The organism is Lonepinella sp. BR2357, from assembly GCF_051851525.1.
Taxonomy (GTDB): Bacteria; Pseudomonadota; Gammaproteobacteria; order Enterobacterales; family Pasteurellaceae; genus Lonepinella.
Genome location: NZ_JBPDVG010000004.1, coordinates 47,169 through 63,501 on the forward strand (window position 1 = coordinate 47,169; position 16,333 = coordinate 63,501).

A 16,333-nucleotide genomic window follows, 5' to 3' on the forward strand; every position below is an offset into this window, starting at 1 on the left:
AATTTCAATCCACAAAATGAGGCAAGCGTTTGCTTGCGGTTAATCACACAGATCTTACGATCCAATAAGCGCTTCAAAGATAGCTGAAATTTAAATTAAAAGAAATAGTAAAAAAATAAATTACGATATTTTTACAAAAAAAATTAAAAATTTTAAAAAAAATCTAAATTTCACTTGACTAACTGTTTTCAAATACAGTAACATACACCTGTTCAAGAAAACAAGTTACTTTATTTACAGGGTCATTATTATGAATAACGCTCACTACCATGATACCAATAGTCGAATCGCCAATGATTTTTCTTACCACCCGATTCCCTATTTTGAGGATCGCCAGTCTATGACGAAAAATTACAGTCGTAAGCTCGATCTCAATTTATATTGTATCAAACGGCCACAACAAACTTGTTTTATTCGGGTCACCAATCCCGATATGTTAGCTTGGGGCATTGAACAAGATGATATGCTCGTGGTAGAAAAAAATGATAGCTTATCTTTGGGTGATCTGATTGTGATTGATGTGGATCAACAAATGGAAGTCTATGAGTTTGTAAGCCACAATAATGGTGAATTTATTTTCTTTCCCTTGAGTTCAAAAGCACAGCATATTAAAACCCAACATTGGGATAGTCTGCCTATTGTTGGCACAGTGACCAATACGATTCATCAAATGAAACCACGTAAAAATAGCATGAAATTTGCGGCGTAACTCGCCGCTCCACCTCATAAGTCAGCCAATAAAAAGTATATTTTTACTGCTAAAATGTGTAAAGTGCGGTATAATTTTCGCAATTTTCGTCATATATCAAACGCCTACACATGAATATAAGTTATAGCCAACCACTTGCTGATGAACAAGCTACTTGTCGCTTTGGCGCCCAATTAGTGAACCTTATTTATCCGTTCACCCATGAACATGGCGTGGTCATTTATTTAAATGGTGAACTGGGGGCCGGAAAAACCACATTAAGCCGTGGTATGATTCAAGGTTTAGGCTATCAAGGCAATGTAAAAAGCCCTACTTACACGTTAGTGGAAACCTATCATGTGGCCGAGCGAGACATTTATCATTTTGATTTGTATCGCTTAAACGATCCCGAAGAATTAGAATTTATGGGCATTCGTGATTATTTTTCCGCACAAGCGATTTGCTTGATTGAATGGGCTGAAAAAGGCGAGGGCGTGTTAAATAGCGCAGATTTATTCGTGAATATCGACTACGATAACGACACACGACGTATTGAATTAAGCGCCAATAGTACTCTTGGTGCCGAAATCATCACACAATTACAACAACATCCAATAACCCTATGAAACGTATTTTATTGTTAATTTTAACCGCACTTTTTTCCTCTGTCAGCTTGGCGGAGGTGTGGACGATTGCGATTGATCCTGGCCATGGCGGAAAAGACCCCGGTGCCATTGGGCGTAATTTACATATTTATGAAAAAAATGTCACCCTCTCTATCGCTCGTGAACTCAAAGCGTTATTGGATAAAGATCCGAATTTCCGTGGCGTATTAACCCGTAATGGCGACTATTATATTACCGTGCCCTCTCGTTCCGAAATTGCCCGTCGCAACAAAGCGAATTATTTAATTTCCATTCATGCCGATTCCTCTGTAAAAAGCAGTATGCGTGGCGCCTCCGTGTGGGTACTGTCTAATCGTCGTGCCAATGATGAAATGGGGCAATGGTTGGAAGATCACGAAAAACAATCGGAATTACTGGGCGGCGCTGGCAAAGTGTTATCCCATAGCAAGGAAGTCTATCTGAATCAAACTGTTCTTGATTTACAATTTGGTCATAGCCAACGTGTGGGCTATGAGTTGGGTAATACCATTTTACAACATTTTTCACGCATCACCACATTGAGCCGCAGCCGCCCTCAACATGCGAGCCTCGGCGTGTTGCGTTCGCCAGATATTCCCTCCGTCTTGGTGGAGACTGGTTTTCTGTCAAATACCGAAGAAGAGGCTAAATTAAGTACGCCTTCTTATCGTCGTCGCATTGCCTATATTATTTATCAGGGCTTAGTGGATTATCGCCGTAAAAATGGCGGATTAGACGTGAATACCACGGTAGCTTATAAAGAAAGTGCTAAAGAAAAAAATCAAACCAGTGAGAAAAAAGACAGTAAAAACTCGGATAAAACAACCCATAAAGAGGATAAAGATAACAAGAAAAATGCCTCCAATGAAATATCAGATAGTGGGGTTCGACATAAGGTAAAATCAGGAGAAACGCTCGGTGGATTGGCGCAAAAATATGCGGTGAAATCGGACGACATTGTGACATTAAATCACCTCAAACGTAAAGAATTGTGGATTGGTGAAACCCTCAAAATCCCGGCGAGTAGCAAAACCACCACAAGTTCTAGCGAGAAAGTTGACAGTAAAAAAACGGTCGATAAAAATAGTCATGGGGAAAATGCGAAAGAAAGCCAGAAGAAAAACACTAAAAACAAGGAAAATACGGGCAAAACCCAGACCAAAGAAACCGCCTCGGCGACTGCCAAAACGACGGTAAAAACAACGCCAAAAACAGAGCAAAAAACAACGGCCAATCAAGTGGAGCATAAAAAAGAAAAAAGTCAGGCAATCCCGAAATATCACACCATTGAGAAAGATCAAACCATTTATGCGGTCTCACGTTTATATGGGATATCGGCAGATAAGATCTTGAAATTAAATCCGAAATTGAAAAATGGTAAAGTGGTTGTTGGCCAGAAAATCCAAATTCGAGAATAAGGGGATTGATCAAGATGACGATTCAAATTCTCCCCCCTCAACTGGCTAACCAAATCGCTGCGGGCGAAGTAGTGGAACGGCCTGCCTCGGTGGTGAAAGAATTGGTTGAAAATAGCCTTGATGCAGGCGCCAATCGTATTCAAATTGATATTGAACACGGCGGCGCCACGTTAATTCGTATTCGGGATAATGGCATAGGGATTGCCAAACAAGAACTAGCGTTGGCCTTAGCTCGCCATGCCACCAGTAAAATCACGTGCTTAGAAGATTTGGAAGCCATTTTAAGCCTTGGCTTTCGCGGCGAGGCGTTGGCGAGTATTAGCTCGGTTTCACGTTTAACCCTTACCTCTCGCACCGCAGAACAAAATGAGGCTTGGCAAGTGTATGTGCAAGGGCGAGATCAACAAAGCACCATCACGCCCGCCTCTCACCCAGTGGGCACAACGGTTGAAGTGGCTAATTTATTTTTCAATACCCCCGCCAGACGTAAATTCTTACGGGCGGATAAAACGGAATTCGCCCATATTGATGAAGTGATTCGTCGTATTGCTTTAGCCAAATCACAGATTGCCTTTACACTCACGCACAATGGCAAAATAATGCGTCAATATAAAAGTGCGGTGGAAAAATCACAGATTTTAAAACGTGTGGCCGCCATTTGTGGCGAAGATTTTGTACAGCACGCCTTGCATATCAATTGGAAACACGATGATCTGCATTTATCAGGATGGGTGGCGCCCCCCCAATTTACTCGTACCCAAAATGATTTAAGTTATTGTTATATCAATGGGCGTATGGTGAAAGATAAAGTTATTACTCATGCCATTCGTCAGGCCTATGCGGACTATTTAGGCACGGAACAATACCCTGCTTTTGTGTTATTTTTGGATCTCAATCCCAATGAAGTGGATGTGAATGTTCACCCGACTAAACATGAGGTCCGTTTTCAACAGGCTCGTTTAATTCATGATTTTATTTTTCAGGGTGTAAGCAATGCCCTATTATCGGCCGATCAGTTAGACTTACAAGCTGAACCAGTTGACGCCAATCATGGGCAAGTGCAAGAACCACAAGCTGAGTATCATGTCAGCATAAAACCGAATCGCCAAGCGGCAGGAGAAAATATTTTTTCTCGCCATTCCAGTTCAAATACAGCGGCAAAATCAGCACATTTTCCACCGCACTTTACCTCATCGGTTGACGCTAACCGTCCGACCCAAACAGAGCAACACTTATATGCGGAGCTGATTAAAACAACACCGACAGTGGCCCCCTCTAGCAATACGACACCAAGCATGTCTGTCGAGGTCAATACTGCGCCACAGTTAGCCCAAACCACAATGTTGCGTGCTTTAGCACTCGTCGAAAATCGTGCGTTATTATTACAACAGTATGAGACGTTCTATTTGTTGCCATTAGCCGCTTTACAAAAGTTAGCGCTGAAGTTAGCCCTGACGAACCATGCCCCGAAACAGCCATTATTAATTCCCGTGGTCTTTCGTTTAGCCCCGTCACAACGTGATCGTTGGCAACAACAACAGGCTTATTTTGCAGAAGTTGGCTTTGAATTTGTGGAAAATGTGGCACAACAACGCCTTACGCTCAATCAAGTCCCCGTCTGTTTACGCCAACAAAATTTACAAAAAATCGTGCTGTCTTTGCTTAATTTACCTTTAGCCAAAATGGACGATTTTCGCACCGCACTCATAGACTTGGTGGAATCCTCGCCCATCACAACATTGGCCAGTGCGGTGAATGTATTGCAAGAAGTAGAACAGCACAAGCAAGCCGCACCGCAATTATCATCATTATTGATTAACGTGGATTTTTCCCCGTATCTTGATTAAGGAAAACCTCACCGCTATGTCAACTCAACCTCTTGCCATTTTTCTGATGGGGCCTACCGCCTCGGGAAAAACCGATTTAGCCATTAAACTGTATCAGTCACTTCCCGTGGAAATTATCAGCGTAGACAGTGCCTTGATTTATCAAGGCATGGACATTGGCACCGCCAAACCTAGCGCCGAAGAATTAGCACAAGCGCCACACCGTCTAATTGATATTTTGGATCCCGCAGAAAGCTATTCCGCCATGAATTTTCGAACCGATGCGTTGCGAGAAATGGCAGAGATTACCGCCAAAGGCAAAATTCCCTTGTTGGTCGGTGGCACCATGTTATATTACAAAGCCTTATTAGAGGGGCTTTCTCCTTTGCCCAATGCCGATGAAATCTTGCGAGCTGAGATTGAAACGAAAGCCGAAAAAATAGGTTGGGTGGCGTTACATCAAGAGTTGGCACTGGTAGATCCTGTTTCTGCACAACGTATTAACCCCAATGACAGCCAACGCATTAATCGGGCATTAGAGGTATTTTATTTAACGGGCAAATCACTGACCGAACTCACCGCACAAAAAGGCGAGACACTGCCCTATCAGCTTTTGCAATTTGCCATCGCCCCAGAAGAGCGTACGATTTTACATCAACGGATCGCTTTACGTTTCCAAAACATGATCGCACAAGGCTTTCAAGCGGAAGTGGAAAAACTCTACGCACGCCCTGATTTACATATTAATTTGCCCGCTATGCGCTGTGTGGGCTATCGTCAAATGTGGGAACATTTACAAGGTGATTATGATTTAGAGGAGGCTATCTATCGAGGAATTTGCGCCACCCGACAGCTTGCCAAGCGTCAAATTACGTGGTTACGAGGTTGGAAAAGCCCGATTCAATGGCTAGATAGCTTACAAAATGAACAAAATTTAAAAAAGGTGCAACAAGCCTTTGATCTTGCTATGCAAAATTGATATAGTGAAACAGTTAACCGACACGGCTAACGCATAATAACAATAAGAAGGAAAACAACATGGCAAAAGGACAATCATTACAAGATCCTTATTTGAATGCACTCCGTCGTGAGCGTATTCCAGTTTCTATTTACTTAGTCAACGGCATCAAATTACAAGGCCAAATCGAATCATTCGACCAATTTGTGATTTTGCTGAAAAATACTGTTAATCAAATGGTGTACAAACATGCGATTTCAACGGTTGTACCTGCTCGTTCAGTATCACATCATAATAATAACGGACAGCAACATACACAACAATCCGCTGAAGTCGAAACTGTCACAGAATAAGATTGACTTATTTCGATCCCATTCAGACACAATATTGTGCTGATAACCTGAAAAGTGCGGTAGAAAATTCATCAATTTCTACCGCAGTCTCTGACTTGCGCCAATTAGACCGTGCTATTGTTGTTCACGTTTTTTTCTCACAAGATAAAAATCTGGATGATTTGAATGAATTTCAATTATTAGCCAAGTCTGCACAAGTGGACATTGCCCAAGTACTCACCACCGCTCGCTCAACACCACAAGCCAAATATTTTGTTGGTCAAGGCAAAGCGGAAGAAATTGCACAAGCCGTGGAATGTCATCAAGCGGATGTAATTTTAGTCAATCATCAGCTCACCCCTGCCCAGACTCGAAATTTAGAAACCCTATGCCAATGCCGTGTGGTGGACCGCACGGGGCTAATTTTAGATATTTTTGCGCAACGAGCACGTTCCCACGAGGGAAAATTACAAGTTGAACTGGCCCAACTAAAACATCTGGCCACCCGATTAGTGCGAAGAAAAACTGGCTTAGATCAACAAAAAGGCGCCGTTGGCTTACGAGGCCCAGGGGAAACCCAACTGGAAACCGATCGCCGTTTAATTAAAGTACGTATGGCACAGCTACAAAATCGCTTAGAAAAAGTGAGCAAACAGCGCCAGCAAAATCGCCAAACTCGACAAAAGGCCGCCATTCCCACGATCTCCCTCGTGGGCTATACCAATGCTGGCAAATCCACCCTATTTAATCAGCTCACCCAAGCTGATGTGTATGCGGCAGATCAACTGTTCGCCACCCTAGATCCAACCCTACGCCGTTTGAGCATTCAAGATCTCGGCACCACCATTGTGGCAGATACCGTGGGCTTTATTCGTGAACTGCCTCATGATTTAGTCTCTGCCTTTAAATCCACATTGCAGGAAACCACTGAGGCCAGTTTATTATTGCATGTAGTCGATGCGGCGGATCAGCGTCAAAGGGAAAATATTCAGGCCGTGGATGACGTGTTACAAGAAATTCAGGCCGATAAGGTGCCGACTTTGTTGGTGTATAATAAAATCGATCAACTCGACAATGTGCAAGCTCATATTGAATATAATGATGAAAATCAACCTGTTGCGGTCTATCTGTCGGCACAATTAGGCAAAGGGATAGATTTATTGCGAGAGGCGATTCGTCAGCGCTTAAGCAATACCATTCTCAACTTAAACATCCAGCTCTCTCCCCAAGATGGCAAAATTCGCCACGCCTTTTATCAGCTTGATTGCGTTCGCCAAGAAAAAATGAGCGACCTTGGTGACTATCAATTACAACTGCGAATCGATCAAGTAGAATGGCTAAAGTTGGTAAAAAAATTTAAAGCATTAACCGTCTTTAACCCTTAATTATTTCCCAATACCATAGGCTTTCAACTTATTCGCAATAGCCGTATGAGATACACCTAAACGTTGTGCCAATTTTCGAGTGCTCGGGTATTTTTTGTAAAATGCTGTTAACACCTGACATTCAAAATCCGCCATCATTTGATCTAGTGTTTGTGAGCCAAATTGTTCAATAGACAAGGCATTATGTTCTAAGGATGGCATGGCTTGTTCAGATAAATTCAGGGCTTGAATATCAAGCGTTTGATGTTCAGCTAAGGAACAAGCCCGATACAAGGCATTGTACAATTCTCGTACATTGCCCGACCAAGTATAATGCTGTAAATAAGTTATCAATTCTGGGCTAAACTGCGGTGGAGAAATTGCCAGTTTTTGGCTAATTTGTTGGATAAATAATGCCGTTAACGCTGGAATATCTTGCTGACGTTTGCGTAAAGGGGGGACATCTAACACGAGTACATTCAGACGATGAAATAAGTCATCACGCACTTTTCCCTGTTGCACCGCATAGTGCAAAGGCTGTTGCGCTGTACACATCACTCGCACATCGGCATAATGTTCTTGTTCTTCGCCTACTCGTCGGAACGTACCATCGGTTAAAAAACGCAATAATTTTGCTTGTAGTGGCAAAGATAATTCCGCCACGCCATCCAATAACACGGTGCCACCCTCGGCATATTCAAAAAAGCCGATACTGGTTTTATCACCTTTGGCTTGACCAAACATCTCGCTTTCCGCATCTTCACTCGGCAGACCAGCACAATTCACCGCAATAAATTTCTTGCCTCGCCGTTCACTTGCTTGGTGACAGGCTTTGGCCAATAAATCCTTACCCGTGCCTGTTTCACCTTGAATTAACAACGGTGCATTCAGTGCGGCAAACTTTTTAGCGGTCGCCAACAAGGCTTGCATACTGTCGCTTTCAGCCACGATGTCAGTAAAAGTGGGCATGAACTGCGGTGCATTTTCGGTCATTTTTTCATTCTCTCTACGTTTTTATAGCGTTAGATGATTAAAATGTAAACCAAAAAAGGCAAATCGTCAATTAATCTTTACAATTTTTCCGTTTGTTTCAACTTGCTTGACATCAAGACCGTGGATTTTAAATGGCTTAACACTTCCTTATGAATATGGCTCAAACGAGGTTTTTCGCCTTTTTGGAACGCTAACGGGCGGCAAAATTCCATGGTTTTAATGCCTAAGCGTGCGGTCAATAATCCCGCACCGATGCCTTGCCCCACTCGAGCAGACAATTTCGCCAACATATCTTGTGACAGCCAATCCATGCCCACTTCTTGAATCAGTTCAGAGGCACCAGTTAACGCCATGTTCATCAACACTAATTTCATCAAACGCAAACGGCTGAAATAGCCCAGTTCAATACCATATAAGCGGGCAATTTGATTGATTAAGCGAATATTGCGCCACGCCATAAAAAAGGTATCCACCACGGCCAAGGGACTGATAGCAATCACTACCGCACTTTCTAAGGCGTTTTTCGTAATCAGTTGTTTGGCTTTTTTATCAAAGGGTTGCATCACGGTTTGACTAAATAAAAAGCCCACTTCTTGTGCGTTATGACTTTCGGAAATTTGTTTTTGCCATTGCACAATGCTCGGTTGTTGTGGATCGATCTGCATTGCCTCCGCCACCTTTAAGCAAAAGGATTGGGCTTGTTCATGAGAAAAATCTGACTCAAATTGCACCGCACTTTGCATCGTATTCAATGTCGTATTCGCTTGCCAATGCGTACTTTGTTGTTGCATTAAGAGGTGTTGGCGTAAATGGCGCAAGCGTAGCAATTCCCGCCCAACGGCCGTGATGCCCAATATCACCACAAAAAAACTCACCAAAGCAAAGACAAAATAAATCCATTGATGTTGCTGCCACGTATCCACTAACCATTGAATAGATTGTGCCACCGTAGCCACGAATAATAATCCAAAGGCGATCATCAATCCTCTCACCCACCAGTTGGATGTTGCCCCAATGGCCTGTTCAAATTGTTCCTCTAATAATTCCCCCTCTAAAGGTGAATTGTCCAGTTCAATGTCCGCCTCGGTTTCGCTAAACTCTTGTTTCGCTTGAAAAACATTGTCATTTTCCGTTGCTTGGGTTTCATCAAAAATCATTTTATCGTTCATATCTTGTCCTAATCTAACTTATCACCGAGTAAAAATTGTAATACGGTATCCATACGCAAGTGCGGTATGATTTCGCCTTGTTCTAGCCGTTGTGGCTCAAACTGATCAAACTCAAATTTATTCTGTTGCCAAAAAGCCTCGTTGGGAATATTCATTGGCACTGAACCGGGGAACAGCGTTACCCGTTGTAAATCACTGGAACGCACGCCTTGAATGGCTTTGAATTTCTGTCCATTTTGCGTAACGTTCACCTGTTGGGTGGCCCGAATGGCAGCAATCGCACTGTATTCGGTTTCAATGCCCTCAAATTCCACATAGCTCCCGCCTTTTTGCACCAAGTGACGCATTAAACTCATTAAATTCGGCAACTGATCCGTAGTAATGTGATCGGCTTTGGTCGCAATAAACATTAATTTGTCAATGCGAGGGGAAAATAATCGGCTTAACAAATGACGTTTACCATAATGAAAATTGTGAAATAATTGGGTTAAGCCCTCTTGCATATCCTCAAAGGCTTGGCGACTATGATTGAGCGGTGTCAAGCAATCGGCTAAAATCACTTGACGATCAAAATGCGCAAAATAATCCTGATAGAACTTTTTCACAATTTTATTACGATAATATTCATAACGTTTTTCTAGCACGGAAAAATAACTGTTTGAACTGGCAGTATTTTTTAACTGTTTCCATTGTTCATCTGTGAGCTGTAACAGCGGGAAAAATTGCAACGCTGGCGCCCCCTCTAATTCTGCCGGTAACACAAATCGCCCCGGTTGAATAAAATGCAACCCTTGCGCCTTACAGGCCTGTAAATAATCGGTGTAATCCTGTGCGATCTCGGCCAATACATCTTCATTCGCCACTGCGGTTAAATCCAATGTTGCGACTTTGTTTAACCAATTTTGCGCCAACGCCTGACGGTGGGGCGAAAATAACGCCGATAAACCTTGTGACCATTGTTGATAATCCAGTTCCAACAACGGTAAATCGAGCAACCATTCACCGGGGTAATCAAAAATATCCAGATACAATGTGCCTGTTTCTTTTAAATAACGCATCAATCCGCTTTGGCGTTCATAACGAATCGCCAAACGGGTTTCACTCACGCCACGGGTAGACTGCGGAAAGTGCGGTGGATTTTGCATAAGTTCGGCCAAATTTCGCTCATAGTCAAAACGTGGTACACTCAAATCCTGTTGTGCAATACGTTTTACGCCTAAAATACGATGATTGCGAGCAGCATCAAACAGCGGTAAATGGCTATTATCGGCACGGTTAATATGTAATAACTGATTGATTAAACTGGTAATAAAAGCAGTTTTTCCGCTACGGCTCAGTCCCGTCACTGCCAGACGTAAACTGCGGTCTAAACCACGGTCAATAAATTGATTCACTTCTTTTTGTAAACTATTGAACATTTTTATTTTTAATCTCGGCCTAAATCCTATAAAATTAAGCTAATTTATCACAAATAACTGACATTATGCTTAACACATTTGCTTTTCGTCCATGCCGTTTTTTCTTGTGGCTATGCCTACTCAGCGCCACGACGATGGCATTGGCTGCCCCGAAAGTGCCACAAATTATAACAAATAATGGCTTAATTTACTGCACCAATGCCAGTGGATTTTCATTTAATCCACAAACCGCAGACGCTGGCACCAGTATGAATGTGGTCACGGAGCAAATCTATAATAAATTATTTGAACCCACTCACAATAGCGCTGCCATTCAGCCCTCACTGGCACAGTCCTATACAGTGTCACCCAATGGCAAAATCATTACTATTCATTTACGTAAAGGCGTGCAATTTCACCATACACCTTGGTTTACCCCAACTCGTACACTCAATGCAGATGACGTGGTTTTTTCGTTAAATAGGGTGTTAGGGCATGATACCGCTTTGCCAGAATTTGCCGCTGATAGCAATCAAAAAGTCAATCAACAATATCAGATTTATCACGAGTTAGCCAAAAAATCCCGCTTTCCTTATTTTGAAAGTATCAAACTCAACCAAAAAATCAAACAAGTTACCGCCATCGATCCTTATACGGTGCAAATTGAACTGTTTGCGCCCGATGCGTCAGTGTTATCTCATTTGGCCAGTCAATATGCGGTGATTTTATCACAGGAATATGTCTTACAACTGAATGCCAAGGATAACCTTAGCCAGTTAGATGAATTACCGGTGGGAACGGGCGCTTATCAACTGAAAGATTATTTCCGTAGCCAATATATTCGCTTACAGCGCAACCCTCATTACTGGGGCAAAAAAGCCTCAATTCCGCATATTGTCATTGATCTGTCGACCGATAGAATGGGGCGTTTGGCCAAATTTTTCAATGATGAATGTCAAATTGCGAATTATCCCGATCCAAGCCAACTGGGCTTGTTAAAACAACGTGGCGAGCGTTTTCAAATGACCATGACCGACGGCATGAATTTAGCCTATTTGGCCTTTAATTTTTTGCGTCCAGCCATGCAAGATGTCAATGTTCGCCGTGCCATTGCGCAAGCCATTAATCGTGAGCGTATTATCCAACATATTTATTATGACACAGCAACGATCGCCAATCGCATTATCCCCCCCGCCTCTTGGGCGGGGCATGATAACCGTCGTTATCAAGATTATCCTTACGATCCACAACAAGCTAAAGCCTTATTACAAGATAAAAAACTGAAATTAGAAATGTGGGTGATCGATCAAGAACAAGTGTATAATCCCTCACCAATAAAAATGGCCGAAATGATCAAATCCGATTTAGCCAAAGTGGGCGTGAGCGTCAAACTGCGGTCGGTTTCTCGCAACTTTTTAATGCGTAACCTATATAATAAAACCGAAGATTATGATCTGATCGTCAGCGGTTGGCTGTCTAGTAGCCTTGATCCTGATAGTTTTTTACGCCCGTTGTTAACCTGCAACACCACCAACGAAATCACCAATCTTTCTAACTGGTGTTCACACAAATTTGATAACCTGTTAGATTTAGCCTTAATGAGTAACAATACGGAATTACGTAACGCAGATTATGCTTTGGCACAACAAGAAATTTTAACCGAGTTGCCGATTTTTCCTATTGCCAATATCAAGCGTTTGTTGATTTCCAATACCAATGTGCAAGGTGTTGAAATCACCCCTTTTGGGAATATTCATTTTGGTAAATTATCCATGAAAGGACGGAAAAAATGATTTATGCGTTTTGTCGGCGGATTTTTCTGACCTTTATTAACTTACTGTTACTTTCTTTGGTAAGCTACACGATTTTTATGCGTGAGCCGTCCAATCTTGCTTTTTCTAGACCGCACTTTTTTTCGGGTTATATCGACTATGTGAGCAATTTATTAGCCGGCGATTTAGGTATAACCTATAACGGCGGCGATTCTCTCAATTCGGTAATTTTTACCGTATTTCCACCCACCTTGGAACTGTGTTTTGCCGCCATTTTTCTGGCCTTTTTATTTGGTGTGCCTTGGGGGATTATTGGTGCCTTTAACAAAAATCGGATTTACGGTAAAACCATCAGCGCCTTGTCTTCTTTCGGTGTGTCGGTGCCCGTGTTCTGGATTGCACCAATTTTACTGTATTTAGGCGCTGTTTATCAGTGGGAAATTGCCGCCGTAGGGCAATACAATGTGTTGTATGAAATCCCAAAGATCACGGGGTTTAGTGTGATTGATGTATGGTTTTTAGATGTGCCTTATCGCATCAAAGTGATTCAAAATGTATTCCAACATCTGGCGTTACCAACGTTAGTGTTGGCCATTTCACCGACCATGGAAATCACCAAGCTAATCCAACAACGCACCGAATGGATTTTGTCGCAAAATTACGTCAAATTTTCCATGACCCGTGGTTGGTCAAATTTTACCATTTTGCGCCGTTACATCTTTCGTAACACGCTCCCTGTGTTGATCCCAGAAATTCCCCGCTTAATCACCTTTACTTTGGCCTTGTCCATGTTAATTGAAACCACTTTCGCATGGCCTGGTATTGGGCGTTGGTTAATTTTGTCCATGGAACAACAGGACTATAATAGTATTGCGGTGGGCGTGATAATTATTGGTTTATTTATCATAATCGTAAATATTATGGCGGAATTGAGTTTATTTATACTCGATCCCTTTGGCAAAAAAGGATGGCTGAATAATGCTCGATAAAGAACCCTACGAATTTCGTGAAAGTGATACGTTAAACCAAATTTGGTTATTGTTCCGCAAAAATCGTATTGCGCTATTTAGTTTTTATGCCACTCTAGGTTTATTATTTATTGCGATTTTTTCCCCTTGGCTGGCGCCTTATAGTAGCGATATGCAATTTGTTGGCGAAGAATTAACGCCGCCCTCTTGGAACAATACCGGTAAAGTGATTTACTTTTTAGGCACAGACGATCTTGGACGAGATGTCTTTAGTCGCTTGATTTATGGTGTCACTTACACCTTTGGTGGCAGCGTGATTGTGGTATTTTTTGCTTCGCTACTGGGCGGCATTTTAGGTATTCTGGCTGGTATGTCGAAAGGGTTAAAATCACGTATGTTAGGGCATTTTCTAGATGCGTTTTTATCCATTCCGATTTTGTTAATCAGTATCGTGATTGCCACATTAATGGAACCGAGCCTCCCCAATGCGATGTTGGCGATTTTCCTCGCATTATTACCGCACTTTATCCATGAAATTTATCAAGCAATCCGACAAGAATTGAAAAAAGAATATGTTTTGGTCCTCCGTTTAGAGGGCGTATCTAATTTGGTGTTGCTGAAAGAAACCATTTTACCGAATATCAGCGTACGCTATATTCAAGAAGTCATTCGTTCTTTTTCAGTCACCCTGATGGAAATCAGTGCATTAAGTTTTATTGCCCTCGGTGCACAACGCCCAACACCAGAATGGGGGGCAATGATTCGAGATAGCTTAGAATTGGTTTATCTCGCCCCTTGGACGGTGATTCTACCGGGTATTGCCATTATTTTATCCTTGCTCGTGGTGGTCGTATTTGGTAACGGCTTATGTAAAACCATCAACAAATATTATGAATAGGAGTCAACATGGCATTATTAGATATTCGTAATCTTTGCATTGAAATTCCCACCCCACAAGGGCGCATTAAATTGGTAGATAATGTCAATTTAACCCTAAATGAGGGTGAAATTTGCGGACTGGTGGGCGAAACAGGATCAGGCAAAAGCCTCATTGCCAAAGTGATTTGTAATGCGGTAAAAGAAGACTGGATCATCAGCGCCGATCGCTTTCGTTTTGACGATGTGGAATTGCTGAAATTACGCCCTTATCAACGACGTAAACTGGTGGGCAAAGCCATTTCCATGATTTATCAACAACCGCTCACCTATCTTGATCCGAGCCGTAAAATTGGTAAACAAATTATTCAAAATATTCCCTCTTGGACGTTTAAAGGCCGTTGGTGGAAATGGTTCGGTTGGAAAAAACGCCGTGCCATTGAATTGTTACATCGTGTCGGGATCAAAGAACACAAAGACATCATGAACAGCTACCCGAAAGAAATCACTGAGGGAGAGGGACAAAAAGTGATGATTGCCATTGCGGTGGCGAATCAACCTCGCTTACTGATTGCCGATGAACCGACCAATTCACTGGAACCCACTACGCAATTACAAATCTTTCGCTTGCTGTCTAGCATGAATAAAAATAACGGCATGACCATTTTACTGGCCAGTAACGACATTGCCGAAATCAGTGAATGGTGTGACAGTTTTAGCGTACTTTATTGTGGCCAAAACACCGAAATGGGGCCGAAAGAAAGCGTACTAGAGACCCCATTTCACCCTTATACAGCAGCGTTGTTGCATGCCACGCCAGATTTCAGTCAACCTTTACCACTCAAAAGCCGTTTAAGTACCTTGCGAGGCAGCGTACCATTATTGGAACACATGCCGATGGGTTGTCGCTTAGGCCCCCGTTGTCCATTTGCACAAAAAGACTGTGTCAATAAACCGCCTCTACGCCGTGTTCGACAACATGAATTTGCTTGTCACCACCCGCTCAACTTACGGGAAAATGGCGCCATCAAAGAAACGGCTAGCCCGTTAGTGTTAAACATTGACAATACTGCACAACAACAGACCGAGTAATGGGTTTGCCCGAAAAATGGAAGAAAAAATGACCGCACTTTTAGAAGTTAACGATTTATCCAAAACCTTTAAAGAACACCAAGGGTTATTTGGCCCCGATACCTTTCATGCCGTGCAAGACGTGAGTTTTAGCCTTGAACATAAAAAAACCTTGGCGATTATCGGTAATAATGGCTCGGGGAAATCGACCTTAGCGAAAATGATTGTCGGCATTACACGCCCCACGTCAGGTTGTATTTTATTAGAGGGAAAACCCGTGACATTCGGGGATTATCAGTATCGTTCAAAACGTATTCGCATGCTGATGCAAGATCCCAATTTTGCCTTTAATCCTCGTTTAAATATTGGGCAAATTCTGGACACACCATTACGCCTTGGCACCGAACTAGATGAATCACAACGCAATGAGAAAATCTTTGAAACCTTGCGTTTAGTGGGTCTTTATCCAGACCATACCAATGTCAAAATCAAGACACTTTCCGCCAGTCAAAAACAACGTATTGCCCTAGCACAAGCCCTTATTTTAGAACCGCAAATCATTATTGCAGATGATACCATTGGCACCCTAGATGCCTCCGTCAAAACACAACTGACCAATTTGATGCTAAACGTGCAAGAACGCCGTGGCGTATCCTATATTTATGTAAGCCAACACCTTGGTTTTGTCAAACATATTGCGGATCAAGTGCTCGTGCTAGATAAGGGCATGGTGGTGGAATATGGCGACACCCGAAATGTGTTTAGCCATCCGAAAAGCGATATTACTAAACGGCTAGTGGAAAGCCATTTTGAACAAGAATTGGATGATCGGGCGTGGGAAAGGGATTGGGGGTAAT

General features: G+C 42.5%; 15 protein-coding genes. 12 read left to right on the forward strand and 3 right to left on the reverse strand.

Going from position 1 to position 16,333, the window contains the following annotated elements; genetic code table 11:
* The first annotated feature begins 250 nt into the window (after positions 1-250).
* From ACTG7L_RS03400 to hflX, 7 genes are all read left to right on the forward strand, one after another.
* On the forward strand, positions 251-709 hold the full coding sequence (locus tag ACTG7L_RS03400; protein ID WP_439287490.1) for a LexA family protein: 459 nt from the start codon (positions 251-253) through the stop codon (positions 707-709).
* A gap of 110 nt (positions 710-819) precedes the next feature.
* Positions 820-1,314, forward strand: coding sequence for a tRNA (adenosine(37)-N6)-threonylcarbamoyltransferase complex ATPase subunit type 1 TsaE (gene tsaE, locus ACTG7L_RS03405; protein ID WP_439287491.1), 495 nt, complete (start codon positions 820-822; stop codon positions 1,312-1,314).
* Positions 1,311-2,750 carry an N-acetylmuramoyl-L-alanine amidase gene (locus tag ACTG7L_RS03410; protein ID WP_439287492.1) on the forward strand — a complete coding sequence of 480 codons (1,440 nt, stop codon included), beginning with the start codon at positions 1,311-1,313 and terminating at the stop codon, positions 2,748-2,750. Before tsaE ends, ACTG7L_RS03410 begins: the two co-directional genes overlap by 4 nt.
* A gap of 14 nt (positions 2,751-2,764) precedes the next feature.
* Positions 2,765-4,597, forward strand: a complete 1,833-nt coding sequence (gene mutL, locus ACTG7L_RS03415) for a DNA mismatch repair endonuclease MutL (RefSeq protein WP_439327408.1) — start codon at positions 2,765-2,767, stop codon at positions 4,595-4,597.
* Between the two features lie 16 nt (positions 4,598-4,613).
* Positions 4,614-5,555 (forward strand): tRNA (adenosine(37)-N6)-dimethylallyltransferase MiaA, encoded by a 942-nt coding sequence (gene miaA, locus ACTG7L_RS03420; protein ID WP_439327409.1) that lies wholly within the window; start codon positions 4,614-4,616, stop codon positions 5,553-5,555.
* A 59-nt stretch (positions 5,556-5,614) separates the two neighbouring features.
* Positions 5,615-5,887 (forward strand): RNA chaperone Hfq, encoded by a 273-nt coding sequence (hfq, locus tag ACTG7L_RS03425; RefSeq protein ID WP_439241053.1) that lies wholly within the window; start codon positions 5,615-5,617, stop codon positions 5,885-5,887.
* Between the two features lie 47 nt (positions 5,888-5,934).
* A complete protein-coding gene (gene hflX / locus ACTG7L_RS03430) occupies positions 5,935-7,251 on the forward strand; it encodes a ribosome rescue GTPase HflX (protein ID WP_439327510.1) in 1,317 nt (438 codons plus the stop codon).
* Here hflX and ACTG7L_RS03435 read toward each other — a convergent pair whose 3' ends face one another.
* From ACTG7L_RS03435 to ACTG7L_RS03445, 3 genes are all read right to left on the reverse strand, one after another.
* Positions 7,252-8,223, reverse strand: coding sequence for a sigma 54-interacting transcriptional regulator (locus ACTG7L_RS03435; RefSeq protein WP_439327410.1), 972 nt, complete (start codon positions 8,221-8,223; stop codon positions 7,252-7,254).
* Between the two features lie 77 nt (positions 8,224-8,300).
* The gene (locus tag ACTG7L_RS03440; protein WP_439327411.1) at positions 8,301-9,392 is read right to left on the reverse strand and encodes a TIGR01620 family protein; all 1,092 of its coding nucleotides are present in this window, start codon (positions 9,390-9,392) and stop codon (positions 8,301-8,303) included.
* Between the two features lie 8 nt (positions 9,393-9,400).
* Positions 9,401-10,810, reverse strand: a complete 1,410-nt coding sequence (locus ACTG7L_RS03445; RefSeq protein WP_439327412.1) for a YcjX family protein — start codon at positions 10,808-10,810, stop codon at positions 9,401-9,403.
* A gap of 65 nt (positions 10,811-10,875) precedes the next feature.
* Here ACTG7L_RS03445 and ACTG7L_RS03450 point away from each other — a divergent pair, with 65 nt between their 5' ends.
* Genes ACTG7L_RS03450 through ACTG7L_RS03470 form a run of 5 tightly spaced genes read left to right on the forward strand, consistent with a single transcriptional unit; the run spans position 10,876 to position 16,332 of the window.
* Positions 10,876-12,582: an ABC transporter substrate-binding protein gene (locus ACTG7L_RS03450; protein ID WP_439327413.1), complete on the forward strand. Its 1,707-nt coding sequence runs from the start codon at positions 10,876-10,878 to the stop codon at positions 12,580-12,582.
* Positions 12,579-13,550 carry an ABC transporter permease gene (locus ACTG7L_RS03455; RefSeq protein WP_439327414.1) on the forward strand — a complete coding sequence of 324 codons (972 nt, stop codon included), beginning with the start codon at positions 12,579-12,581 and terminating at the stop codon, positions 13,548-13,550. Before ACTG7L_RS03450 ends, ACTG7L_RS03455 begins: the two co-directional genes overlap by 4 nt.
* Entirely contained in the window at positions 13,540-14,427 is an 888-nt protein-coding gene (locus ACTG7L_RS03460; protein ID WP_439327415.1) for an ABC transporter permease subunit, read from the forward strand. Before ACTG7L_RS03455 ends, ACTG7L_RS03460 begins: the two co-directional genes overlap by 11 nt.
* Positions 14,428-14,435: 8 nt before the next feature.
* Positions 14,436-15,497, forward strand: coding sequence for a peptide ABC transporter ATP-binding protein (locus tag ACTG7L_RS03465; RefSeq protein WP_439327416.1), 1,062 nt, complete (start codon positions 14,436-14,438; stop codon positions 15,495-15,497).
* A gap of 28 nt (positions 15,498-15,525) precedes the next feature.
* A complete protein-coding gene (locus ACTG7L_RS03470) occupies positions 15,526-16,332 on the forward strand; it encodes a peptide ABC transporter ATP-binding protein (protein ID WP_439327417.1) in 807 nt (268 codons plus the stop codon).
* Position 16,333 lies beyond the last annotated feature (1 nt).